Consider the following 23359-nt stretch of genomic DNA (forward strand, 5'->3'; position numbering starts at 1 on the left):
CTAAGCCCCATAATGAGGCCCATCACGAGGTGCCATGAGCAGTCAGTGTTACTCCGAAGATGACCTTGGAGAACGGCGCTGCGGTCGGCGTATCGGTGGAGCGGAGGGAGAGCGTGAAGCTACGCGAGGAGCAGCCCGAGGGCGGCCCTCAGGTAGTAGATTCCTGAGCGGCGGTAGTGCCAGACCGACAGTCTTTGCCGGGGCTGGTGACAGTGTTGGCTACAGGCAGGTGACGCTTGGCCCTGCTCGGGCATGGCGTTGAGGTCGGTCAATGTGAGGTAAGCCCTTGATGTTCATGGGTTTACCACCAGTACTTCCCGAAATTCTCTGGGTTGGCCCAGAACTTGGCGTTGAGCCAGTCCGGGACCTGCTTGTATTCGTGCAGATCGTAGGTGAACAGGGTGAGCACCTGCGAATCGCGCTGGAAGCGTTCGCTGGCCTGCATGGCCAGTGCATAGAAGTCGGTGTCCTGCGCCTGCGCGGCGTCGAGGTCGACTAGCACGGCAACCTTGCTGCTGTTGAGGTTGCGGATACCCCCCACCAGTTGCTGCGCCTCGCGCCGTGGCAGATGTTCCAGGCAGTCGGCGAGCAGTGCCAGGTCGTAGCGGTGCGCGGCGATGTCCGCCGGCAGCGTGCCGGCGGGGGCGTGGAACAGCTCGCAATCCGGATGCGCCGCGCAGAAGGCCTCCACCGCGGGAATCTGGCTGGCGCCCACCAGCAGCAGGCGCTGCGGTGCATAGCGGTCGAGCAGGGCGGCGAGAGCTTGTTGCGGTGTGCGTGATGAAATCATGGGGTTTCGTCGAAGGCGATGATGAATGGACGAAGACTAGCGTGTGACACCCCCGTGGCCTAGTGCTGGCGCATTCTTCCAGTGCCGTCTTTACTGCGTAAGTGTCGGTCAAGACCCGATCATTAGAGGAGAGATGAATTTATGAGTATCACAAGGACCGCTTTACCCCTGCTGCTGGTCAGCACGTTGCTCACCGGCTGCGCAGGGTTGCAGAAGTCCGATTGGCCGACGTGCGCCGTGGTTGGCGGTGTCGGCGGTGCTGGCCTGGGTTCCATCGAGAACAGCACCTGGGCCGGCTGGGGTGCCTTGATTGGTGGTGTGCTGGGGGCATCCTACTGCTGGGTGCATGGCGCAGGGGAACAAGTGGCTGAGGTTCCGCCGCCCGCTCCGGCTCCGGAACCCGCTCCGGCGCCGTTGCCCAAGGAAGAGACCATCGTCGTGCGCGATCTGCACTTCGCCTTCGACTCGTCGAAGGTCGATGCGCAGGACAAGGACAAGCTCAACGAAATCGCCTCCCGCCTGAAAGGCGAAGCGGCGACCACCGAGCTGAACATTGCGGGTCACACCGACAGCGTCGGCAAAGATGCCTACAACCAGAAACTGTCCGAGCGCCGCGCCCACGCGGTGGCGAACTATCTGGTGGATGCGGGCGTTCCGGCCAGCAGCATCAAGTCGGTGGAAGGCTACGGCGAGAGCCAGCCGGTCGCCGACAACAAGACCAAGGAAGGCCGCGCCGAGAACCGTCGCGTGGAAATCAAGATCAAGCGCCAATGATCCAGGCGTGACGAAGTACGCAAAGGGGGCCATCTGGCCCCCTTTGTCATAGTGGCCTGCCACTGGCATCGCTTTGGGCGGCAGGGTATGTTCCCGGCAAAGAAGAAACGGGGGCATTTCATGAAAGCGTTGTTGGGCCTGGGCAAGTTGATTGCCCTGTTGTTCTGGCTGGCGGTGCTGGCCAATCTGTTCCTGTCCTTTGCTCATCCCTTCGGCACCTTGCTCAATGTGGCGGGCGTGCTGATCCTGCTGGTCCACATCATTGAAGTCGTGGCGCTGCGCAAGCGCCTGAGCGGCCGTCCTCATCCGCGGATGGACCGTCTGCAGATACTGCTGTTCGGCGTGTTCCATTTCGCCACTTTGCCGCAGCCGGCATCCGCGAAAGTAGAAGGAGATACCCATGCGTAAGTCGTTGCTGGGCCTGGCGCTGTTCGCGCCGCTGGTGTGTTCGGCCGCCGGAAACGTCTCGGTCCAGCCCAATACCGTGCTGCGCCTGCCGGTGAAGGGCGACAGCCTGAGCCTGGATCGCATCAGCGTCGGCGCGGAGGGCGCGCTGTTGATTCCGTCGCAGGTGAAGGTGCTGAAGATCGGCGAACTGGACCTGGCGAAGAATGCGCGCCTGGGTGTGTTCCCCGGCGGCGATGCGCTGCAGATCGAAGTGCGGCACGGCAACCTGGCCGATGGCAGTGTTATCGCAGCGCAGGGCAGCTCCGGTAGCTTCGATAAGCCGGCCAGCGGCGGTCGTAACCTGGTACTGCGTCTGCAGGACGTGCAGGTGGAAAACCTGCTGATCGATGTTCGCGGCGGCGTTGGTGCGCCGGGCTATGACGGCCTGGATGGCGGCAGTGCACAGACTTCCGGTTGCCTGTGGGGCAGCGGCAAGCCCGCCGGTGACGGTCAGAATGGCGCCGATGGCCGTTCCGGTGCGGCCGGCGGCACGGTGCGCCTGGAGGTGCCGGAGCAGTTCGACGTCAAACGGGTGAAAGTGCGCCTGGAAGGCGGTGCCGGTGGGGCAGGTGGCAAGCCCGGCAAGGCTGGCCCGCGCAGTAGCGAGAAGGGTTGCTGGTTCTATTCGGTATCCGGCGAAGGGCCGGGCGCGGATGGCAAAGGCGGCGCTGAAGGCCCGAAGGGAAGCGAAGGCCGCCTGGAAGTGCAGCGCTTCTGAGCTGTCGTTCTTGAGTAAAGGCCCGCCCGGCAACCGGGCGGGCTCGTCGATTTACCAGTGCGGGCGCGCGGCCACGAAAGCCACCAGCGCCATGCCGATCAGCAGGTTCAGGCCCACGGTCTTGCGGATCTTGCCCAGCGCGGCACCGCCGGCCGGCCAGTCCTGCGCTTCCACCGCGCGGCGCAGCTCCGGCAGCTGCAAGGCCTGGATGCGCAGGAACAGCGCGAGCATCGCCACATACAGCCCCATCATCACCTGCACGTAGCGCGGCGCGCCGGCCATGCCGTTGAAGCTCAGGTGCAGCATGCCCACACCGGTCACCGGCAGCAGGATCACCGCCGCCCACACCCAGCGGAAGAAGCGCGGAAATACTTCCAGCCAAAGCTTCAGTCGGGCCGGTGGCTCCAGCGCGGCGACGGCGGCCGGGCGCAGCACCATCCAGGCGAAGAACATGCCGCCGACCCAGACCAGGGCGGCCAGGACGTGCAGGGCATAGACGGGGGCAAAGGGTGTCATTCGGACGATCTCCGCTGGCGGTTGTGGTCAGTCGCGCTATCATAGCCGCCCCATCGAACTACTGAAAATTTATCCAGCATCCGGATGTGTCCGCAAGGCGCGCTCCGGGGCCCGGGAAGTCCATGCTCAGCACCGAACTCAAGGCCACGATCCAGGGCGCCTACTCGCGCTTCCTCGAGGCCAAGGAACTCAAGCCGCGCTACGGCCAGCGCCTGATGATCGCCGAAGTGGCCAAGGTCCTGGGGACCATCGCCAGCGACGAGGAAGGCCATCGCCTGGGCGATGCCGCCGTGGTCGCCGTGGAAGCCGGCACCGGCACCGGCAAGACAGTCGCCTACAGCCTCGCCGCCATCGCCTGCGCCAAGGCCGCCGGCAAGCGCCTGGTGGTCGCCACCGCCACCGTCGCCCTGCAGGAGCAGATCGTCCACAAGGACCTGCCCGACCTGCTGCGCAACAGCGGCCTTTCCTTCAGCTTCGCCCTGGCCAAGGGACGCGGGCGCTACATGTGCCTGTCCAAGCTCGACCACCTGCTGCAGGAGGGCCAGGCGCAGAGCGCCACCGCCCAGCTGTTCGAGGAGGAAGGCTTCCGTCTCGACGTGGACGAGACATCGAGCAAGCTGTTCAACCAGATGATCGAGCGCCTGGCAGGCAACCGCTGGGACGGCGACCGCGACTCCTGGCCCGAGGCCATCGAGGACGCGCACTGGTCGCAGGTCACCACCGACCACAGCCAGTGCACCAACCGCCATTGCCCGAACTTCCAGCAGTGCGCGTTCTACAAGGCGCGCGAAGGCATGACCAAGGTCGACGTGATCGTCACCAACCATGACCTGGTGCTGGCGGACCTGGCCCTGGGCGGCGGCGCGATCCTGCCGGACCCGCGCGACACCATCTATGTGTTCGACGAGGGCCACCACCTGCCGGACAAGGCCATCGGCCACTTCGCCCACTTCACCCGCCTGCGCGCCACTGCAGACTGGTTGGCGCAGGTGGACAAGAACCTGACCAAGCTGCTGGCGCAGAATCCGTTGCCCGGCGACCTCGGCCGCCTGATCGAGCAGGTGCCGGAGTTGGCCCGCGAGCTGCGCACGCACCAGCAGTTCATGTTCACCGCCTGCGAGGAGATCGGCGATTTCCGCGCCGGCGAAGACATGGAAGGCCGCGAGCGGCCGCGCCATCGCTTCGAGGGCGGGGTGATCCCCGAGCACATCCGCGAGATGGGCATCGAACTGAAGAAGGGCTTCTCCAAGCTCACCGACCTCTTCACCCGCCTCACCGAATTGCTGAAGGAAGCGATGGACGGGGAGGGCAGCGTCGGCGTCGCCAGCTACCAGGCCGAAGAGTGGTACCCGCTGTTCGGCAGCCTGCTGTCCCGTGCCCAGGGCAACTGGGAACTGTGGACCGCCTTCACCTGCGAGGACCCGGAAGACAGCCCGCCCATGGCGCGCTGGCTGACCCTGGCCGAGAGCGGCACCTTCTACGACATCGAGGCCAACGCCAGCCCGATCCTCGCCGCCGAGACCCTGCGCCGAAATCTTTGGAACGTGGCCTACGGCGTGCTGGTGACCTCGGCAACCCTCACCGCGCTGGGCACCTTCGACCGCTATCGCATGCGCGCCGGCCTGCCGCGCTCGGCGGTCACCGCCGTGGTGCCAAGCCCCTTCCATCACGCCGATGCCGGTGTGCTGCGGGTGCCCGATCTCAAGGCCGACCCGCGTGACGCGGCCGCCCACACCGCCGCCATCATTCGCGAGCTGCCGGCGATGGTCGAGGGCTCGCGCGGCTCGCTGGTGCTGTTCGCCTCGCGCAAACAGATGCAGGAAGTGTTCGATGGCCTGGAGCGCGACTGGCGCAAGCGCGTGCTGATCCAGGGCAACCTGTCCAAGCAGGAGACCCTGAACAAGCACCGCTCCCGCGTCGACGACGGCGAGCCGAGCGTGCTGTTCGGCCTCGCCAGCTTCGCCGAGGGCGTGGACCTGCCGGGCGCTTACTGCGAACACGTGGTGATCGCCAAGATTCCCTTCGCCGTGCCGGACGATCCGGTGGAAGCGGCGTTGTCGGAATGGATCGAGGCGCGCGGCGGCAATCCCTTCATGGAGATCGCCGTGCCCGACGCCTCGCTGCGCCTGGTCCAGGCCTGCGGCCGCCTGCTGCGCACCGAGCAGGATCGCGGCACCATCACGCTGCTCGACCGCCGCGTGGTGACGCAGCGCTATGGCAAGGCCATTCTTAATGCGCTGCCGCCGTTCCGCCGCGAAATCGCTTGAGTCGTGTGCGGGATCGTAATCCCGCACTTGCTGTCAAACGAGCGCCCGCCGGCCGGCGGGCGAGTTTCAAGGACAAGTACACATGACATCGATGCGTTGGCACCTGCCATTGCTGCTCAGTCTGGCGATCGCCAGCGCCCCGGCCTGGGCGGCCGGCGGCAATGAAACCCTGTTCAACTTCGTCAAGCCCATGGCCGTCGTCACGGTCACCACGCAGAACACCGACCTGCCCAGCGCCACCGCCGAAGCCACGCCCGAGGGCGAGATCCTGCGCCGGGTGAACTTCAACCCGGCGCCGCAGCCGACCCTGAGCCTGGCGCCGTCCAGCGGCAGCTGGGACTGGTCACAGGCTGACAGCGTGAGCCTGCGCATCCAGAACGCCATGGACTGGGCCATCACCCTGGAAGTGGCGATCGAAGGTGTCGCCGGTGCGCCGGGCCTGCACGCCAGCATCGCGCTGCCGCCCGGTCCGGCGCAGACGCTGCTGATCCCGCTGCGCGCCACCTCGCCGGAAGACTTCGGCATGCGCGCCGGCGTACCCATGCCCGTCACCCAGGACGGCCAGCGCCTGCTGCTGGCCAGCAAGGTGACTGGCGAGTTGAACCGCAGCCAGGTCGGCGCGGTGAAGCTCTATCTGAACTCACCCAAGGCCGCGCAGGACATCCTGTTGGGCCGTTTCGGTACCTACGCCGACGGTGACCAGTGGCGCAAGGCCTATACGGGCATCGTCGATGGCTTCGGCCAGGCCAGCCGTGGCGACTGGCCGGAGAAGGTGAAAAGCGCCGAGCAGCTCGCCAGTGCCTGGAAGGCTGAAGGCGAGCAACTGAAGAAATGGCAGCCGGCGGCGGGGCGCGATGCCTTTGGTGGCCTGCTGGACGGCCCGGCCTTCGAAGGCACCGGGTTCTTCCGCACCGAAAAGCGCAACGGCCGCTGGTGGCTGGTGACGCCCGAGGGGCATTCCTTCTGGTCCCTGGGCGTCAACGCGGTGAACGCCGACAGCAGCCAGACCTACGTCGAAGGCCGTGAGTACATGTTCTCCAGCCTGCCCAAGGACGGTGACCCGCTGGCGGCCTTCTTCGGCCAGAGCGACGATCGCAGCGGTGTCGGCGCCCAGCAGGGCCGCGCCTTCGGCAATGGCCGCTGGTATGACTTCTATGCCGCCAACCGCTTCCGCGCCGACGGCGGGCTGACCGGCGATGCCGCCGCGGCCGCCTGGCGTGAACGCACCCTGCAGCGCCTCGGCGCCTGGGGCTTCAACTCCCTGGGCGACTGGAGCGATCCGGCCTTCGCCGCGGAACCGCGCATGCCGTACAGCGTGCCGCTGTCGGTCAGTGGCGATTACGCCACCGTCAGCACCGGCTACGACTGGTGGGGCGCCATGCCCGATCCCTTCGATCCGCGTTTTGCCATGGCCGCCGAGCGCGCCATCGCCATCGCCGCCCGCGACCATCGTGAAGATGCCTGGCTGCTCGGCTACTACGCCGACAACGAGCTGGCCTGGGCCGGTCGCGGCGACGATGCGCAGTCGCACTACGCGCTGGCCTTCGGCGCGCTGAAACTGTCCACCGACAGTCCGGCCAAGCGCGCCTTCATCAAGCAGTTGAAGGACAAGTACAAGGATCACGAAGCGCTCGCCGAAGCCTGGGGCGTTCCCATTGCCGCCTGGGAGGACCTCGACGCCCCCGGCTTCCAGGCGCCGCAGCCGAGCGAGGCGCACCTGGCCATCGCCCAGGACTACAGCGCCTTCCTGCGCCTGTATGCCGACCAGTACTTCAAGACCCTCAAGGATGCGCTTCAGTGGCACGCGCCGAACCACCTGCTGCTCGGTCCGCGTTTCGCCGTCAGCACCCCGGAAGCGCTGGCGTCCTGCGCGCAGTACTGCGACCTGCTCAGCTTCAACCTCTACGTGCCGCTGCCGCACCAGGGCTACGACGCGGCCTACCTGAACAGCCTGGACAAGCCGGTGCTGATCACCGAGTTCCACTTCGGCTCCCGCGATCGCGGGCCGTTCTGGGGCGGCGTGGCCGAGGTGTACAACGAGCAGCAGCGCGGCGAGGCGTACCAGCGCTTCCTCGCCGAAGCGGTGAAGGCGCCGAATGTGGTCGGCGCACACTGGTTCCAGTACCTGGACCAGCCGGTGGCTGGCCGCCTGCTCGACGGCGAAAACGGCCACATCGGTCTGGTCGGCATCACCGACCTGCCGTTCACCGGCTTCGTCGACGCGGTGCGCAAGGCCAACCAGCAGGCGCTCAAGGCCATCGACGAGCAGGCCCGTGCGGCGGCCAAAACCGCGCCGGAGCCCAAGCCCCTGCCGGTGAACGACAGCGGCGCCGAAGAGGAACAGGCCGACAGCCAATGACTCGGCATTCGTAGGACCGATACCCGCCTTTAGCGGGGTTCACAGGGGCGGAGGGCACTGGAAGAATGGTGTCTCCGCCCCTTCGTTCCTGCCCCGTCCACTGGAGATTCCGATGACCCTGCACGGCCATTGCGACCACCGTTTCACCCCCGTTGCCGATGCCTTCAGCGCCCTGTTCGAAGACCCGCAGGAGCGCGGTGCGGCGTTGTGCATTCAGGTTGGCGGCGAGACGCTGGTCGACCTGTGGGCTGGCAGCGCGGGCAAGGAGCCGGGGCAGGACTGGCAGTCCGACACCCTCCTGAACCTGTTTTCCTGTACCAAGACCTTCGCCGCCGTCGCCGCGTTGCAACTGGTTGGGGAGGGCAAGCTGGAACTCGACGCCCCGGTGTCGCGCTACTGGCCGGAGTTCGCCCAGGCCGGCAAACAGGCCATCACCGTACGCCAATTGCTTTGCCACCGTGCCGGCCTGCCGGCGATCCGCGAGCCGCTGTCGCCGGAGGCGCTCTATGACTGGTCGACCATGACCGCCGCGCTGGCTGCCGAGACGCCCTGGTGGACGCCGGGCGCCGAGCACGGTTATGCCCCCATCACCTACGGCTGGCTGGTGGGCGAGGTGATCCGCCGCGTGGACGGGCGCGAGCCGGGCACCGCCATCGTTGCGCGCACGGCCGAACCGCTGGGCCTCGATTTCCATATCGGCCTGGATGACGCCGAATTCCACCGTGTGGCGCACATCGCCCGTGGCAAGGGCAACCTGGGCGATGCCGCGGCCCAGCGCCTGCTCAAGACCATGATGACGGAGCCGACTGCGCTCTCCACCCGAGCCTTCACCAATCCGCCGTCGGTGCTGACCAGCACCAACAAGCCCGAGTGGCGGCGCATGCAGCAGCCGGCGGCAAATGGCCACGGCAATGCGCGCTCGCTGGCGGGGTTCTACAGCGGCCTGCTGCAGGGCAAGCTGCTGGACCAGGCGCTGCTGGCCGAACTGACCCGGGAGCATGCGCTGGGCGAGGATCGGACCCTGCTGACCAGCACGCGCTTCGGCCTGGGCACCATGCTTGACCAGCCGGACGTAGCGAACGCCACCTACGGCCTGGGCCCGCGTGCCTTCGGCCATCCGGGGGCCGGTGGCTCCATCGGCTTCGCCGACCCCGAGCGTGAGCTGGCGTTCGGTTTCGTCACCAACACCCTTGGCCCCTACGTCCTGATGGACCCGCGTGCGCAGCGCCTGGCGCGCATCGTCGGCGAATGCCTGTAGCGACGGACGGGAGGAACCTTCTTCCCGCCAGGGCTTCGAAAGGGCGTCTGTCTGCTTCAGTTTCCGTACAGCTTTCGTTCAGCTGCCGCTCGTCAGTTCGAGGTTAGAATCTCGTTCCAACTGAGTAAGTTATGCTCAATTTCTAAGCTGATTGTTGAAGTCAGGGCGCCGCCATTTGCCTGCCGTGCTCCTGTCTCCCTTCGTGCTCCAACCGATGGTATTGCTCCCATGAAAGTGCTGAAGTTCTCCACGCTCGCCCTTTGCATCGGCCTCTCGGCTTGCAGTCAGTTCCAGGCCAAGGACAAGGAGGGCAGTGCCGCCGCGCCCGCTGCCGGCAGCAGCCATTGGTGGTGGCCGTTCGGCGTCGAGGGCGAGGCGACTGCCGCGGCCCCGGCGGCGGAGAAAAAGCCTGTCGAGGCGCCCAAGGTTGCCGAAGCTGCCAGCCAGCAGCCTGGCGGCCACTGGTGGTGGCCGTTCGGCGCTGGCGATAGCCAGGCCGCCGCTGACAAAGGCGCGAAACCGCAGAGCCTGCAAGTCAGCAAGGAGTGGCTGGACCAGCATGAACAGGCCCTGCGTACCGCAGTGGCCGGCAGCAAATTCACCATTGAGCGTCGCGAAAATGCGCTGGTGCTGATCGCGCCGGTGGACAGCTCGTTCAACCCCAAGCGTCCCGAGCTGCTGCTGCCCATCACCCTAGGCCCGCTGGGCAATGTGGCGAAGATGCTGCAGAACGATCCGGAAAGCGGCGTGCTGGTGCTGGGCCACAGCGACAGCTCGGGCGACAAGGCGCTCAATGACAAGGTCAGCCTGCAGCGAGCCCAGGCGGTGTCGTCGATCTTCCGCTTGAGCGGCCTGGGCGCCGACCGCCTGCGCCTGAAGGGCGTCGGTTCGAGCCTGCCGCGCGCCGACAACGGCAGCGCCGAGGGGCGCGCGCTGAACCGCCGTGTCGAAGTGCTGCTGACCCAGCGCACCAGCCTGCTGGCGCTGGCGCAGAAGAACTGATCCCCTTCTCGCGAAAGCGGCATTCCGGGCGGAATGTCGCTTGTCGTGGATCAAGCGCAAAGGCGCAACTCTGGATAAGCTTAGGGCCTTCGTTCCGAGGAGACTTCCGATGGCCCAGACCCTGGCCGATATGCGCCGCGAATACACCCGTGACGGACTGAACGAGTCCCAGGCTCCCGATGAGCCGTTCAGTCTGTTCCACCAGTGGTTCGAGGACGCTGTGAAGACCGAGCAACTGCCGGTCGAACCCAACGCGATGATGCTCGCCACCGTGGACGCCCAGGGCCAGCCGCATTGCCGGGTGCTCCTGCTCAAGGGCCTGGATGAGCGCGGCTTCACCTTCTTCAGCAACTACGAGAGTGCCAAGGGGCAGCAGCTGGGTGAAAACCCGCGCGCGGCCATGACCTTCTTCTGGCCGGCCCTGGAACGCCAGGTGCGCATCGAGGGGCAGGTCGAGAAGGTGTCCAACGAAGAATCCGCCGCCTATTACCGGGTGCGCCCGCTGGGCAGTCGACTCGGCGCCTGGGCCTCGCCGCAGAGCCGGGTGATCGACGGTCGCGGCGAGTTGGAGCAGTTGCTCGCGGAAACCGAAAGGCGCTTCGCCGAATCGGCGCCGACCTGTCCTGAGTTCTGGGGTGGCTATCGCTTGCTGCCGAGCCGCATCGAGTTCTGGCAGGGCCGTCCGAGCCGCCTGCACGACCGCCTCAACTTCCGCGTCGAAAACGGCGCCTGGGTGCGCGAACGCCTCGCTCCCTGATCCGTAGGGCGTATAACCGTTCGCGGTTATACGCCGATACACCCATCCCGACGCCGACGCGGTGCCCGAGCCTGGCGCCCTGCGCCATCGCCATTTCCCTTTGTCCGCGATGCTCTTCGCAACGTGGCAATCGCGGACAGCGTCCGCTCCTGCAAGTCCCCGTGCAAGCTCGTCTTGCGGTGTAGGATGCCTACATCCACTGCACAACGGACCCGCGCCCATGAAAGTCGTCATCGCCCCGGACTCCTTCAAGGAAAGTCTTTCCGCCCCCGACGTTGCCCAGGCCATCGCCCGTGGTTGGCTGCGCGCGCGCCCGGCCGATGAGGTATTGCTGCGGCCGATGGCGGATGGCGGGGAGGGCACGGTGGACGCCGTGCTGGCTGCCAAACCGGGCGAGCGGCGCGAGTGCCGGGTCTGTGGCCCGCTCGGGCAGCCGGTGACGGCGCACTGGGGATGGCTGGAGGACGGCACTGCGGTGATCGAAATGGCTGCCGCCAGTGGCCTGCATTGGGTGCCGGAACGCAAGCGCGATGCGACCCGCACCACCAGTCGCGGCACTGGCGAGCTGGTGCGCGAGGCGCTCGCGGCCGGCGCGCGGAAGATCATTCTCGGGCTGGGCGGCAGCGCTACCAACGATGCCGGGCTCGGCATGCTGCAGGCGCTGGGCGCGCGCTTCCTGGATGCCCAGGGGGCCGAACTGGGCGCCGGCGGCGCTGCGCTGGGCACGCTGATGACGATCGACCTGTCCGGCCTCGATCCGCGTTTGCAGCAGGTGGAAATCGAAGTCGCCGCCGATGTGAACAATCCCCTGTGCGGGCCACAGGGTGCCTCGGCGGTATTCGGGCCGCAGAAGGGCGCAAGTCCGGCGCAGGTGGAACAACTGGATGCTGCCCTGCGGCACTTCGCCGAGGTGGCCGCGCGCACGCTGGGCGAGGATCACAGCCTGTTCCCCGGCGTCGGCGCGGCAGGGGGACTGGGGTTCGCCAGCCGGGCCTTCCTCAAGGCGCGGTTCCGTCCGGGGATCGAGCTGGTCGCCGAATTGTCCGGGCTGGAGCTGGCGCTGCAGGGCGCCGCGCTGGTGATCAGCGGGGAAGGCCGTCTGGATGGCCAGAGCCTGCACGGCAAGACGCCGGTCGGGGTGGCTCGCCTGGCGCGCCGCGCCGGGGTGCCGGTGGTTGCGCTGGCCGGCTGTCTGGGAGAGGGATTGGCCGAGTTGCGCGAGGAGGGGATCGAGGCGGCTTTCAGCCTGGTGCCGGGGCCAATGAGTCTGGCCCAGGCCTGTGCGCAGGCCGCAATGGAGCTGGAGAACCGCGCCGAGGCACTGGCTCGATTCTGGACGCTGGCTCAGGCGGCGCGGTAATCGTCGGCGGCTTGTTGCAGCCACTGCGGCAGGTCGCGACGTTTGACGCGCTGACGTTTGGCCTCTTCCAGGCGCTCCAGCAGGTAGCTGCGTTTGGCCGGATCGTCGCCGGCCAGCGACAGCGCCAGGTCGCGGTCCATCCAGCGGCGTATGCGCCAGTAGATCCACCAGTGGAAGTACAGGCCGGCAGCGGTGGTGACGACGATGATGAAGTAATCCATGGGCGCTCCTCGTGCGGGCGCCTACCCTAGCCGATCCGTCGGCCCACATAAAGCTGAGCTGAAACAGGCATTTTCGCTTTTGTTGGCTCAGACTGTACGAAAGCTGAACCGAACGAGTTTGTTGCAAGGCCTGGCGTGACAGCAGGGCTGTCGTCGGAGTCTAATATTCGTAGCCCTATTCGGAGGTTTCATACATGCGTAAATCTGCCCTGTTCGCCGTGACGTTCGCTGCACTGGCTCTTACCCTCGGCGGTTGCCAGTCCAGCCTGACTGGCGACACCTACACCCGCGAAGAGGCACGTACCGTGCAGAACGTTCGCATGGGTACCATCCAGGCCCTGCGTCCGGTGAAGATCGAGGGCACCAAGACCCCGATCGGCTCGGTTGCCGGCGCCGCCGTTGGCGGTATCGGCGGCAGCTCCATCGGTGGTGGCAAGGGTAGCTACGTCACCGCCATCATCGGCGCCGTGGCTGGCGGCCTGCTCGGTGCCGCTACCGAGGAAGGCCTGACCCGTACCCAGGGTGTGGAAATCACCGTTCGTGAAGACGACGGCAGCACCCGTGCTTACGTCCAGCAAGTCGATGAAGGCGCTGTGTTCCGTGTCGGCGAGCGCGTGCGCATCCTGACCGTCAACGGCACCAGCCGCGTTTCCCACTAAGCTCTCCCCCGGCTGCTCCTGGGTAGCCGGCTTCCAGCGCGCGACAGCCGTTTCGGCTGCCGCGCGCTATTGTTTTCGGGGGATGGATTTCCTCCGCGCGGGTTACTGCCGGCGCGGGCGGCCTGAATTTTAGTAATATTTCAATCCATGACACGTCATCGATAGATATGGATAATCGTGGCCTTCGCACGCCGGCGCACTTGGCGCGGGGTCGTTTGTATGGGGGCCGCCCGGCGGCGGATAGGAGTGGGTCATGATGCTGGCGCTGATCATTGCGCTGCCTTTCTTCGGGGTACTGCTGCCCCTCCTGAGCGAACGCTTCGGCCGTAGCGCCTGTGCGGCGGCCACCGGCCTGGTGCCGCTGACGGGCTTGATCCTGCTGTTGAGCCAGCGCGAAGTGCTGGGCCGTGAAGCCAGGGTCTTCAGCGCGCCGTGGCTGCCGGAGCTCGGCCTGAACCTCAGCCTGCGCCTGGACGGCCTGGGCTTCCTCTTTGCGCTTCTGATCCTCGGCATCGGCCTGCTGGTCATCCTCTACGCCCGCTATTACCTGTCGGAGAAGGAGCCCGCCGGGCGCTTCTTCGCCTTCCTGCTGTTGTTCATGGGCGCCATGCTCGGTGTGGTGCTGAGCGAGAACCTGCTGCTGATGCTGGTGTTCTGGGAGCTGACCAGCCTGTCGTCGTTCCTGCTCATCGGCTTCTGGGGGCATCGCTCCGATGCCCGCAAGGGCGCACGCATGTCGCTGGCGGTCACCGGTGGCGGGGGGCTTGCGCTGCTCGCCGGCATCCTGCTGATCGGCCATGTGGTCGGCAGTTTCGAACTCAGCACCGTGCTTGGCGCGCGCGAAGCGCTGCAGGCCAGCCCGCTGTTCCCGCTGGCGCTGTGCCTGGTGCTGCTGGGCGTGTTCACCAAGTCCGCGCAGTTCCCGTTCCACTTCTGGCTGCCCCACGCGATGGCCGCGCCGACGCCGGTCTCCGCCTACCTGCATTCGGCAACCATGGTGAAGGCCGGCGTATTCCTGCTGGCGCGACTCTACCCGGTGTTGTCGGGCAATGACCTGTGGTTCTACCTGGTCAGCCTCACCGGCCTTGCGACCCTGCTGATGGGCGCCTTCATGGCGCTGTTCCAGAACGACCTCAAGGGCCTGCTGGCCTACTCGACCATCAGTCACCTGGGCCTGATCACCCTGCTGTTCGGCCTGGATTCGCCCCTGGCCAACGTCGCGGCGATCTTCCACATCATCAACCACGCCACCTTCAAGGCCTCGCTGTTCATGGCCGCCGGGATCATCGACCACGAGACCGGCAGCCGCGACATGCGCCGCATCAACGGCATGTGGAAGTACATGCCGCACACCGCCGTGCTGGCGATGGTGGCCTCGGCGTCGATGGCCGGCGTGCCGCTGCTCAACGGCTTCCTCAGCAAGGAGATGTTCTTCGGCGAGACCCTGGCGCAGAACATGATGGGCAGCTTCAACTGGCTGATCCCGACCCTGGCGACGCTGGGCACGCTGTTCTCGGTGAGCTATTCGGTGCGCTTCATCCACGACGTGTTCTTCAACGGCGAGCCGGTCAACCTGCCCAATCCGCACCCCCACGAGCCGCCGCGCTACATGAAGGTGCCGGTGGAAATCCTGGTGCTGATCTGCCTGCTGGTGGGCGTGATGCCGTCGCTGATCGTCGGCCCGCTGCTGGCCGGCGCCGCCGCATCGAGCCTGAATGGCGCGCTGCCCGAATACAGCCTGGCGATCTGGCACGGCTTCAATGCGCCGCTGGCGATGAGCTTCGTCGCCACCGCTGGCGGCGTGCTCCTCTACGTGCTGCGCAAGCCGCTGTTCGACTGGTATGCCGGGTTGCCGGCGATGGACGCCAAGCTGGTGTTCGAGCAGCAGGTACAGCGCGTGGTGCGCTTCGCCGCACGCGTCACCGGGTTCCTCGAGAACGGCTCGCTGCAGCGTTACGCCATGCTGCTGGTGCTGGCGGCCGTGGTCGTGGTGTTCGCCGGTCTCGCGCCGCTGCCGGGCATCGAGGGCACGCGGGCGCAGGCGCCGCTGGATGGCATCACGGCGCTCGGGCTGGTCCTGCTCGCCCTGTGCGGACCGCTCACTGTGTGGTTCCACCGCCAGCGCCTGACCGCGCTGATCATCCTCAGCATCGCCGGTCTGCTGGTGGCGCTGGCCTTCGCCCGCTTCGCCGCTCCCGACCTGGCGCTGACCCAGCTGTCGGTGGAAGTGGTGACCATGGTCCTGCTGATGCTGGCGCTGTACTACCTGCCGGCGCGCACGCCTGCGTCTTCCAGCAGCCTGCGTCGCCTGCGTGACTTCGTGGTGGCGGTTGGCGCGGGGGTGATGGTGACCCTGCTGGCCTATGCCGTGCTCACTCGCCCCTACGACAGCATCGCCGGCTACTACCTGGAAAACAGCGTGTCCGGCGGTGGCGGGCATAACGTGGTGAACGTGATCCTGGTCGACTTCCGGGGCTTCGATACCCTCGGCGAGATCACCGTGCTGGCGATCGCTGCGGTTGGCATCTTCGCACTGCTCGACGGCCTGCGTCTGCTGCGCGCCGAGCGTGACGACGAGGGCCGCGCCTGGGCGGCGGACCGCTTTCCTCCGATCCTTGGCGTGCTGTCGCGGCTGATGCTGCCGCTGGCGCTGCTGGTCTCGGTGTTCATCTTCCTGCGCGGGCACAACCTGCCGGGCGGCGGCTTCATCGCCGGGTTGATCACTTCCGTGGCGCTGATCCTGCAGTACATCGCCTGCGGCAGCCGCTGGGTGAGCACGCGCCTGCCACTGGACTACGGACGCCTGGCCGGGCTCGGCGTGCTGATCGCCGGCCTCACCGGTCTGGGCAGCTGGTTCTTCGGCTTCCCGTTCCTGACCTCGTCCTTCGGCCATTTCAACATCCCGCTGGTGGGTGAGATCGAGCTGGCCACGGCCATGTCCTTCGACCTCGGCGTGTACTTCACGGTGGTCGGCGCGACCCTGCTGATCCTTTCGGGCCTCGGTTCGGTCAGCGCACCGCCGGAGGCTCCGATGCTGTCCAAGGAGGCGCATTGATGGAAGCGCTGTTCGCCGTCGCTCTCGGCCTGCTGACCGCCAGCGGCGTCTACCTGCTGTTGCGCGCGCGGACCTTCCCGGTGGTGCTGGGGCTGACCCTGTTGTCCTACGCGGTCAACCTGTTCCTCTTCGCCATGGGCCGGTTGGCCGGCGACCCGGCGGTGATCGGCAAGGTCGCCGATGCCGGTGACCCGATTCCCCAGGCGCTGGTACTGACCGCCATCGTCATCGGCTTCGCCATGACGGCCTTCGTCATCGTGCTGGCCCTGCGCGGGCTGGCCGAGACGGGTGGCGATCATGTCGACGGCGGCAATGGGGAGGGCGGTCAATGAACCACTGGCTGATTCTTCCGGTCCTGCTGCCGCTGTTCGCCGGCTGCGCGCTGCTGCTCGTGGGCGAGCGTCTGCAGCGAGGTCTGTCGCTGCTCGCGACCCTGGCGTTGCTGCCGCTTTGCGCCGTGCTGCTGCAACAGGCCGACAGCGGCGTAGTGCAGTTCTACGCGCTGGGCAACTGGCAGCCGCCGTTCGGCATCATCCTGGTGCTTGACCGTCTCAGTGCGCTGCTGCTCGCTGCCACCGCGCTGCTCGCCAGCCTGTCGCTGATCTACGCACTGCGCGGTGACGACCGGCGCGGCAAGCGCTTCCACGCGCTGTTCCAGTTCCAGTTGCTCGGTTTGAACGGGGCCTTCCTTACCGGCGACCTGTTCAATCTCTTCGTGTTCTTCGAGATCCTGCTGATCGCCTCCTACGCGCTGCTGTTGCACGGCGGCGGGGCCGGGCGGGTGCGCGCGGGCGTGCATTACGTGGTGCTCAACCTCGTCGGCTCGGCGTTCTTCCTGATTGCGGTAGGTGTGCTCTATGGCGTCACCGGCACCCTGAACATGGCGCACATGGCCGAGCGCGTTGCCCAGCTCAGTGCCGAACAGGCGCCGCTGGTGCGCGCTGCCGCACTGTTGCTGCTGGTGGTGTTCGGCCTCAAGGCGGCACTGCTGCCGCTGTATTTCTGGCTGCCCAAGGCCTACGCCGAGGCGAGCGCGCCGGTGGCCGCGCTGTTCTCGATCATGACCAAGGTGGGCATCTACTCGATCCTGCGGGTCTATACGCTGATCTTCGGCGAGCAGGCGGGTGAGCTGGCGAACCTGGCCCAGGCCTGGCTGTGGCCGCTGGCGCTGGCCGGCATCGTTGCCGGGGCGCTGGGTGCGCTGGCGGCGACCACGTTGCAAGGGCTGCTGTCGTACCTGGTGGTGGTCTCCGCCGGTACGCTGCTGGCGGCGATCGCCCTGGGCACGCCGGAGGCGTTGTCCGCCGCGTTCTACTACCTGCTGCACAGCATCTGGGTTGCTGGTGGCCTGTTCCTCCTGGCCGACCTGATCGCCCGCCAGCGCGGCGACAAGGCAGGCAGACTGGTGCAGGGCCCGGCGCTGCTGCAACCGCACCTGCTCGGTGGTGCCTTCTTCTTCGGCGCCATCGCCGTGGCCGGCCTGCCGCCGCTGTCGGGCTTCCTCGGCAAGCTGATGCTGCTGCGCTCGGTGAGCGGCGGCAGTGAAGCCATCGCCCTGTGGAGCGTGGTGCTGGTCAGCGGCCTGGTCACCATAGTCGCCTTGAGCCGCGCTGGCAGCACGCTGTTCTGGCGCACCGGCCGCACCGTGCTGGGCAGCGCCGAGCGCGAGCCGGTGAAGCTGCTGGCGACCTTCGGCCTGCTGGCCAGCGCGCCGCTGATGGTGGTCGCCGCGCGGCCGCTGCTGGCCTATGCCCAGGCGACCGCCGCGCAATTGCTGGACGTCGACCTGTACCGCCAGGCGATCCTGCTGGGAGGTGGCGCATGATCCGCCGCGCCCTCCCGCACCCGCTGCTCAGTGCCGTTCTGCTGTTCACCTGGCTGCTGCTGGTCAACGATTTCTCCCTCGGCCACTGGCTGCTCGGTGCGTCTCTCGGCCTGGCGCTGCCGCTGCTGTGCCGCAACCTGCTGCTGTCCGCGCCGCGCATTCGCCGGCCGGGGCTGCTGCTGCGTTTCATCGCGCTGGTGCTGTACGACATAGTCGTGGCCAACCTGCAGGTGGCCAGGCTGGTACTGGGGCCGAAGTCCAGGTTGCAACCGGGCTTCGTGGAGATTCCGCTGGAGCTCACCGACGACCTGGTCATCACCATTCTCGCCAGCGTGATCACCCTGACGCCGGGCACCGTGTCCGCCGACCTCAGCGACGACCGCCGCACGCTGCTGGTCCACGGCCTCGACGTGCCGGACCCGCAGGCCCTGGCGGCGGACATCAAGGCACGCTACGAAGCGCCGCTCAAGGAGGTGTTCGAATGCTCGGCTACGTGATTCCCCTGTGCCTGGCGATCCTCGGTCTCGCACTGTTGCTCACCGTGGCGCGGCTGATTCGCGGACCGGGTACGGCGGACCGCATCCTGGCGCTGGATACCTTGTCGATCGAGGCCATCGCGCTGATCGTGCTGTTCGGCATCTGGAAGGGAACCGGCCTGTACTTCGAGGCGGCGCTGCTGATCGCGGTGATGGGCTTCGTCAGCACCGTGGCGCTGTCCAAGTTCCTGCTGCGCGGAGACATCATCGAATGAGTGGAGAAGTCCTGATCGAAGCGCTTGTCTGCCTGCTGTTGCTGGCCGGCAGCCTGTTCGCCCTGTTCGGCGCCATCGGCCTGTACCGGTTGCCGGATTTCTATACCCGCCTGCACGCGCCGACCAAGGCTTCGACCCTGGGCGTTGGCGGGGTGATCCTGGCCTCCATGCTGTATTTCAGCACCCGAGGCGAGGGCGTCAGCCTGCACGAGTTGCTGATCACCGTGTTCCTGTTCATCACCGCGCCGATCAGCGCGCACCTGCTGGCCAAGGCGGCGATGCAGCAGCGCACGCCGGTGGAGCGGGGGACCAAGGGGAAGCCTTGGGAGTGACCCCGGCCTGACTTGCTCACCGGGCTTGGATTGGCCGGCACCGTCCCTGTATTTGGATAACGGCATTACTGACCCGAGAAACCTTCCATGAAAGCTGCCTTCACTCTCCTGTCCCTGGCCATTGCCACGACCGTTCAAATGACCCAGGCCGCCCCACAAGTCAGCTATCCGTCGGCCCTTCTCGGGGAGTGGCTGATTTCCGATCACCCCGAATCCTGCAAGGTCGCTCGCGAGAATCGCCCCGGACAGCTGATCAAAATTGAAGCCGGGCAGATCACGTCCTATGAGTCGACTTCCGTTCTGCAGGCGATTGCCGCTGGAGAGCGAGGACAGAGCTGGCGCGTCGATTCGCAGGTCAGCTCCTCCGACGGGGAGTTCTCGCTGCATCAGGTGTTCACCCTCGAACAGGGTCGGCTGACCGTGACCAAACTTGCCGACGAGCAAGGGCCGGAGTTCAGCCTGGTCCACTACCGGTGTCTGGACTGATCGCCGAGCTGCCGTAGGCCCATACAGTTTCCCCTGCGTTCTGTACCTGTCGGCCCGCACCGGGCGCCTCCTATACTCCGGGGACCTTTTGACTGGAGCGTCCCGTGCAGCAATCCCGGCCGTTCGCCCTGGCGTGTCTGGTGTTGGCCATGGCGCTCTGGGGCAGTTCCTTCATCGCCCTGAAATTCGCCTTCCAGGAATTGCCCGCGATGTGGGTGATCTTTGCCCGTATGGTGCTGGGCAGCCTGATCTTCCTCGCCGCCTGGCGCTGGCGCGGGCGCATCGACTACCGCGCCGGCGATTGGAAGTGGCTGCTCGGGCTCGCCGCCTGCGAGCCTTGCCTGTACTTCATCTTCGAGTCCCTGGCGCTGCAGCACACCAGCGCCGCCCAGGCCGGCATGATCACGGCGCTGCTGCCGTTGCTGGTGGCGGTGGGGGCCTTCTTCCTGCTGCACGAGAAAATCGCCCGTAACACCTGGTTCGGCTTCGCCCTGGCGGTGCTCGGCGCGCTCTGGCTGACCCTGGCCAGCGAATCGAACGGCCACGCGCCGAACCCACTGCTGGGCAACTTCTACGAACTGCTGGCGATGCTCTGCGCCACCGGCTACACCTTGCTGCTCAAGCACCTGTCGTCGCGCTATTCGCCCTTCATCCTGACCGCCATGCAAGCCTTCATCGGCTCGCTGTTCTTCCTGCCCCTGGCGCTGGCGACTTCGGGCCTGCCGCCGGCGCCCGGACCGACCGGCTGGTTCGCGCTGATCTACCTGGGCAGCGTGGTTACCGTCGGCGCCTACGGTCTGTACAACTTCGGTGTCAGCCGCCTGCCGGCGAGTCAGGCGACCGGCTTCATCAACCTGATCCCGGTGTTCACCCTGATCTTCGCCGCCCTGTTCCTGGGCGAGGTACTCAGTGGCCAGCAGGCGCTGGCTGCCGGGCTGGTGTTCATCGGGGTTGCCCTCAGCCAGTGGCGCAGCGCGCCGCCCACGCCGCCCGCCGGTGTGCTGGACTGACTTTCTGCCATTCGACGAGGTAACAGCATGTCCGCCCAAGACCGTAACTGGACCCGCGAGGCGATCCGCATCATCGAGGCGGATTTCCAGCGCAGTGCCGATACCCACCTGATCCCTCTCGAGATGCCCGGCCTGCCGGGGGTTGACCTGTACTTCAAGGACGAGTCCAGCCATCCCACCGGCAGCCTCAAGCATCGCCTGGCGCGTTCGTTGTTCCTCTACGCGCTGTGCAACGGCTGGCTGCGCCCTGGCGCGCCGGTGATCGAGGCGTCCAGCGGGTCCACGGCCATCTCCGAAGCCTATTTCGCCCGGTTGCTCGGCGTGCCCTTCATCGCCGTGGTGCCCTCCAGCACCTCCAAGGAAAAGATCGCGCAGATCGCCTTCTATGGCGGCCAGGCGCACCTGGTGGATGACCCGACGCAGATCTACGCCGAGTCCGAGCGCCTGGCGAAGGAAACCGGCGGGCACTTCATGGACCAGTTCACCTACGCCGAGCGCGCCACCGACTGGCGGGCGAACAACAACATCGCCGAGTCGATCTTCCAGCAGATGCGCCACGAGCGTTTCCCCGAGCCATCCTGGCTGGTGTCCAGCCCGGGCACTGGCGGCACCCTCGCCACTCTGGGCCGATTCGCCCGCTACCGTCGCCACGAGACCCGCGTGCTCTGCGCCGATGCCGAGCGCTCGGTGTTCTTCGAGTCCTACCGCACCGGCGATCGCGACCTGACCCTGAGCTACGGCTCGCGCATCGAGGGCATTGGCCGGCCGCGCGTCGAGGCGTCGTTCCTGCCTACGGTGATCGATGCCTGCTGCCAGGTGCCGGACGACCTGTCGCTGGCGGCCATGCATTACCTGGCCCGACGCCTCGGGCGGCATGTCGGCGGCTCCAGCGGCACCAACCTGATCGGTGCGCTGCTGGTGGCGCGGGAGATGGTGGAGCGCGGCGAAAGCGGTTCGGTGGTGGCGATCCTCTGCGACAGCGGCGAGCGCTACGAGACCACCTACTACAACCCGTTGTGGCTGCTCTCCCAGGGCTTCGACCTCGACCCGCTGATCGAGGGGGTACGCCAGTGCGTCGAGCACGGCGCGGCGCTACCGGGCAGCGTCCCCCACTGCGGGCTGGAGTGAACCCATGAAGACCATCGGCCTGATCGGCGGCATGAGCTGGGAATCCACCATTCCCTATTACCGGCAGATCAACCAGACCATCAAGGAGCGCCTGGGTGGCCTGCATTCGGCGAAGATCGTGCTGTACAGCGTGGACTTCCACGAGATCGAGCGCCTGCAGCACACCGGCGACTGGGACGCCGCCGGGGCGCTCCTGGCGGATGCTGCGCGTTCGCTACGGGCGGCCGGCGCGGAATTCCTGGTGCTCTGTACCAACACCATGCACAAGGTGGCGCCGGCCATCGAGGCGGCGGTGGATATCCCGCTGCTGCACATCGCCGACCCGACCGCCGAGGCGATCCGAGAGGCCGGGGTGACCAGGGTCGGCCTGCTGGGCACGCGCTTCACCATGGAGCAGGCGTTCTACAAGGACCGCTTGCAGGAGAAATTCGACCTGCAAGTGCTCACGCCTTCGGACGACGAACGCCAGGTGGTGCACCGGATCATCTACGAGGAGCTGTGCCTGGGGATGATTCGCGACGAGTCGCGCGAGGCCTACCGGCGCATCATCGCCTCGCTGGTGGAGCGCGGCGCGCAGGCGGTGATCCTCGGCTGCACCGAGATTTCCCTGCTGGTCGGCCCGCAGGACGCATCAGTGCCGCTGTTCGACACCACGGCCATCCACGCGCGGCGGGCCGCCGAGCGGGCGCTTTGAGCAGGGGGAACCGATGAGCTTCATCAATCTGAAGGTGCGTGCGGCTTTCATGGTCCACGGCTACGACGAGCAGAACCGTGAGGTGGTCGAGCAGATCAACGAGCCGGAGTTCGTCGAGAAGCTGGTGCGTCTGGAGCGCATCCAGTCGGTAAGCGAGAAGTATGTGCTGGTGACGTCCAGCCACGGCCGGGTGGCCTACTGGGAATACGAGGGCGGGCTCGTCGCACTCAAGGCGCGTTTGAGGGCGGCGGGGCTGCTGTTCTGAGCCCCGCCGCGCTGTCTCAGTCGTTGCTGGCGCCGCCCGGGTAGGCGCAGCCCTGCATGACCTGGCTGTCCACCCGCAGTTCGGCGGACAGGCTGGTCAGTGCGCCGCTCATGCCGTCCTGGCAGCGTGCCGGAGCGACCCAGAGTTCCAGCTTCTCGCCGTTGGCTTCGCTGGAGTAGCTGGTGCTGCCATTGGGCAGGCCCTCGGCGATGTAGGGCACCACCAGCGATTCCTTGCCGGGCCGCTCGAGCAGCAGCCCCTGGTTGTTGATCAGTACGCTCCAGCCCGGCTCGTTGCCGTGGGCGCGGACGATGCTGCGCTTGAAGTTCGGATCGTCGCAGCCGGGGCCTTCGTTCTGCAGGCGCAGTACCTTGGTCACTTCCAGCTTGCCGTCGGTACCGGCGGCGGAGCTGCCGCTGAAGTTGCCGCGCAGATCGACGAACAGCTTGCTGGCGCCGTCCTCGAACAGGCTTTTGGCATCGCGGGGCAGACCGGTATTGGCGCTATCGTCGACGCTGAAGCGGCGCTGTTCGGTGCAGCTGCGGAACATCAGCTTGCCGTCCTGCTGGCTGAGTTCGCCTTGCAGGCGGGTAGAGGCGTTAAGATCGGTCTTGTTTGGCGTCCACACCTGGCAGGCAGCGAACAGGGGCAGCAGGCTGAACAGAATGAAACGGCTGGATCGCAT

At 66.7% G+C, this 23359-nt stretch carries 25 protein-coding genes; 21 read left to right on the forward strand and 4 right to left on the reverse strand.

All coding sequences use genetic code 11. The annotated features are described in order from the left end of the window. Positions 1 to 301 precede the first annotated feature (301 nt). The gene (locus ACNFBT_RS09250; protein ID WP_416748588.1) at positions 302 to 790 is read right to left on the reverse strand and encodes a DUF6231 family protein; all 489 of its coding nucleotides are present in this window, start codon (positions 788 to 790) and stop codon (positions 302 to 304) included. A gap of 141 nt (positions 791 to 931) precedes the next feature. Between ACNFBT_RS09250 and ACNFBT_RS09255 the strand changes: the two genes are divergently transcribed. From ACNFBT_RS09255 to ACNFBT_RS09265, 3 genes are all read left to right on the forward strand, one after another. After that, positions 932 to 1564: an OmpA family protein gene (locus ACNFBT_RS09255; RefSeq protein WP_416748590.1), complete on the forward strand. Its 633-nt coding sequence runs from the start codon at positions 932 to 934 to the stop codon at positions 1562 to 1564. Between the two features lie 120 nt (positions 1565 to 1684). Then, positions 1685 to 1972 (forward strand): DUF1145 domain-containing protein, encoded by a 288-nt coding sequence (locus ACNFBT_RS09260; protein ID WP_416748592.1) that lies wholly within the window; start codon positions 1685 to 1687, stop codon positions 1970 to 1972. Further along, positions 1965 to 2729: a collagen-like protein gene (locus ACNFBT_RS09265; RefSeq protein ID WP_416748594.1), complete on the forward strand. Its 765-nt coding sequence runs from the start codon at positions 1965 to 1967 to the stop codon at positions 2727 to 2729. Before ACNFBT_RS09260 ends, ACNFBT_RS09265 begins: the two co-directional genes overlap by 8 nt. A gap of 51 nt (positions 2730 to 2780) precedes the next feature. On the opposite strand, the gene ACNFBT_RS09270 is transcribed toward ACNFBT_RS09265, so the two are convergent. Continuing rightward, positions 2781 to 3245 (reverse strand): CopD family protein, encoded by a 465-nt coding sequence (locus ACNFBT_RS09270; RefSeq protein WP_331316378.1) that lies wholly within the window; start codon positions 3243 to 3245, stop codon positions 2781 to 2783. Between the two features lie 122 nt (positions 3246 to 3367). Here ACNFBT_RS09270 and dinG point away from each other — a divergent pair, with 122 nt between their 5' ends. The 6 genes from dinG to ACNFBT_RS09300 all read left to right on the forward strand — a co-directional run bounded on the left by dinG (position 3368) and on the right by ACNFBT_RS09300 (position 12248). After that, a complete protein-coding gene (dinG, locus tag ACNFBT_RS09275; protein ID WP_416748596.1) occupies positions 3368 to 5512 on the forward strand; it encodes an ATP-dependent DNA helicase DinG in 2145 nt (714 codons plus the stop codon). Positions 5513 to 5594: 82 nt separating this feature from the next. Further along, entirely contained in the window at positions 5595 to 7871 is a 2277-nt protein-coding gene (locus ACNFBT_RS09280) for a beta-galactosidase (RefSeq protein WP_416748598.1), read from the forward strand. Positions 7872 to 7983: 112 nt separating this feature from the next. Next, complete coding sequence (locus ACNFBT_RS09285) at positions 7984 to 9129, forward strand: serine hydrolase domain-containing protein (protein ID WP_416748600.1); 1146 nt, start codon at positions 7984 to 7986, stop codon at positions 9127 to 9129. Between the two features lie 228 nt (positions 9130 to 9357). After that, complete coding sequence (locus tag ACNFBT_RS09290) at positions 9358 to 10131, forward strand: OmpA family protein (protein WP_416748602.1); 774 nt, start codon at positions 9358 to 9360, stop codon at positions 10129 to 10131. A gap of 109 nt (positions 10132 to 10240) precedes the next feature. Then, positions 10241 to 10888 (forward strand): pyridoxamine 5'-phosphate oxidase, encoded by a 648-nt coding sequence (gene pdxH, locus ACNFBT_RS09295; protein ID WP_416748604.1) that lies wholly within the window; start codon positions 10241 to 10243, stop codon positions 10886 to 10888. Positions 10889 to 11108: 220 nt separating this feature from the next. After that, the gene (locus tag ACNFBT_RS09300; RefSeq protein ID WP_416748606.1) at positions 11109 to 12248 is read left to right on the forward strand and encodes a glycerate kinase; all 1140 of its coding nucleotides are present in this window, start codon (positions 11109 to 11111) and stop codon (positions 12246 to 12248) included. Here the strand turns inward: ACNFBT_RS09300 and ACNFBT_RS09305 are convergent. Further along, a complete protein-coding gene (locus ACNFBT_RS09305) occupies positions 12233 to 12469 on the reverse strand; it encodes a hypothetical protein (protein WP_416748608.1) in 237 nt (78 codons plus the stop codon). The genes ACNFBT_RS09300 and ACNFBT_RS09305 overlap by 16 nt on opposite strands. A gap of 194 nt (positions 12470 to 12663) precedes the next feature. On the opposite strand from ACNFBT_RS09305, the gene ACNFBT_RS09310 reads away from it, so the two are divergent. The 12 genes from ACNFBT_RS09310 to ACNFBT_RS09365 all read left to right on the forward strand — a co-directional run bounded on the left by ACNFBT_RS09310 (position 12664) and on the right by ACNFBT_RS09365 (position 22674). Continuing rightward, positions 12664 to 13128, forward strand: a complete 465-nt coding sequence (locus tag ACNFBT_RS09310; protein ID WP_416748610.1) for a glycine zipper 2TM domain-containing protein — start codon at positions 12664 to 12666, stop codon at positions 13126 to 13128. A gap of 253 nt (positions 13129 to 13381) precedes the next feature. Beyond that, complete coding sequence (locus ACNFBT_RS09315) at positions 13382 to 16183, forward strand: monovalent cation/H+ antiporter subunit A (RefSeq protein ID WP_416748612.1); 2802 nt, start codon at positions 13382 to 13384, stop codon at positions 16181 to 16183. Next, entirely contained in the window at positions 16183 to 16515 is a 333-nt protein-coding gene (locus ACNFBT_RS09320; RefSeq protein WP_416748614.1) for a Na+/H+ antiporter subunit C, read from the forward strand. The genes ACNFBT_RS09315 and ACNFBT_RS09320 overlap by 1 nt, the downstream gene beginning before the upstream one ends. After that, the gene (locus ACNFBT_RS09325; RefSeq protein ID WP_416748616.1) at positions 16512 to 18008 is read left to right on the forward strand and encodes a monovalent cation/H+ antiporter subunit D; all 1497 of its coding nucleotides are present in this window, start codon (positions 16512 to 16514) and stop codon (positions 18006 to 18008) included. Before ACNFBT_RS09320 ends, ACNFBT_RS09325 begins: the two co-directional genes overlap by 4 nt. After that, positions 18005 to 18505, forward strand: coding sequence for a Na+/H+ antiporter subunit E (locus ACNFBT_RS09330; protein ID WP_416748618.1), 501 nt, complete (start codon positions 18005 to 18007; stop codon positions 18503 to 18505). Before ACNFBT_RS09325 ends, ACNFBT_RS09330 begins: the two co-directional genes overlap by 4 nt. After that, positions 18490 to 18759: a K+/H+ antiporter subunit F gene (locus ACNFBT_RS09335; RefSeq protein ID WP_275610656.1), complete on the forward strand. Its 270-nt coding sequence runs from the start codon at positions 18490 to 18492 to the stop codon at positions 18757 to 18759. The genes ACNFBT_RS09330 and ACNFBT_RS09335 overlap by 16 nt, the downstream gene beginning before the upstream one ends. Next, positions 18756 to 19091, forward strand: coding sequence for a Na+/H+ antiporter subunit G (locus ACNFBT_RS09340; protein ID WP_416748620.1), 336 nt, complete (start codon positions 18756 to 18758; stop codon positions 19089 to 19091). Before ACNFBT_RS09335 ends, ACNFBT_RS09340 begins: the two co-directional genes overlap by 4 nt. 87 nt (positions 19092 to 19178) lie before the next feature. Beyond that, positions 19179 to 19577, forward strand: a complete 399-nt coding sequence (locus tag ACNFBT_RS09345) for a hypothetical protein (protein WP_416748622.1) — start codon at positions 19179 to 19181, stop codon at positions 19575 to 19577. A 104-nt stretch (positions 19578 to 19681) separates the two neighbouring features. Next, on the forward strand, positions 19682 to 20587 hold the full coding sequence (locus tag ACNFBT_RS09350) for a DMT family transporter (RefSeq protein ID WP_416748624.1): 906 nt from the start codon (positions 19682 to 19684) through the stop codon (positions 20585 to 20587). A gap of 27 nt (positions 20588 to 20614) precedes the next feature. After that, positions 20615 to 21715 carry a PLP-dependent cysteine synthase family protein gene (locus tag ACNFBT_RS09355; RefSeq protein ID WP_416748626.1) on the forward strand — a complete coding sequence of 367 codons (1101 nt, stop codon included), beginning with the start codon at positions 20615 to 20617 and terminating at the stop codon, positions 21713 to 21715. Between the two features lie 4 nt (positions 21716 to 21719). Beyond that, positions 21720 to 22409, forward strand: coding sequence for an aspartate/glutamate racemase family protein (locus ACNFBT_RS09360; RefSeq protein WP_416748628.1), 690 nt, complete (start codon positions 21720 to 21722; stop codon positions 22407 to 22409). A 13-nt stretch (positions 22410 to 22422) separates the two neighbouring features. Beyond that, positions 22423 to 22674: a hypothetical protein gene (locus ACNFBT_RS09365; RefSeq protein WP_416748630.1), complete on the forward strand. Its 252-nt coding sequence runs from the start codon at positions 22423 to 22425 to the stop codon at positions 22672 to 22674. A gap of 16 nt (positions 22675 to 22690) precedes the next feature. Here the strand turns inward: ACNFBT_RS09365 and ACNFBT_RS09370 are convergent, their stop codons facing one another. Further along, entirely contained in the window at positions 22691 to 23359 is a 669-nt protein-coding gene (locus ACNFBT_RS09370) for a COG3650 family protein (protein WP_416748631.1), read from the reverse strand.

The sequence above is a fragment of the Pseudomonas sp. NY15181 genome, assembly GCF_048068055.1.
Lineage (GTDB): Bacteria > Pseudomonadota > Gammaproteobacteria > Pseudomonadales > Pseudomonadaceae > Pseudomonas.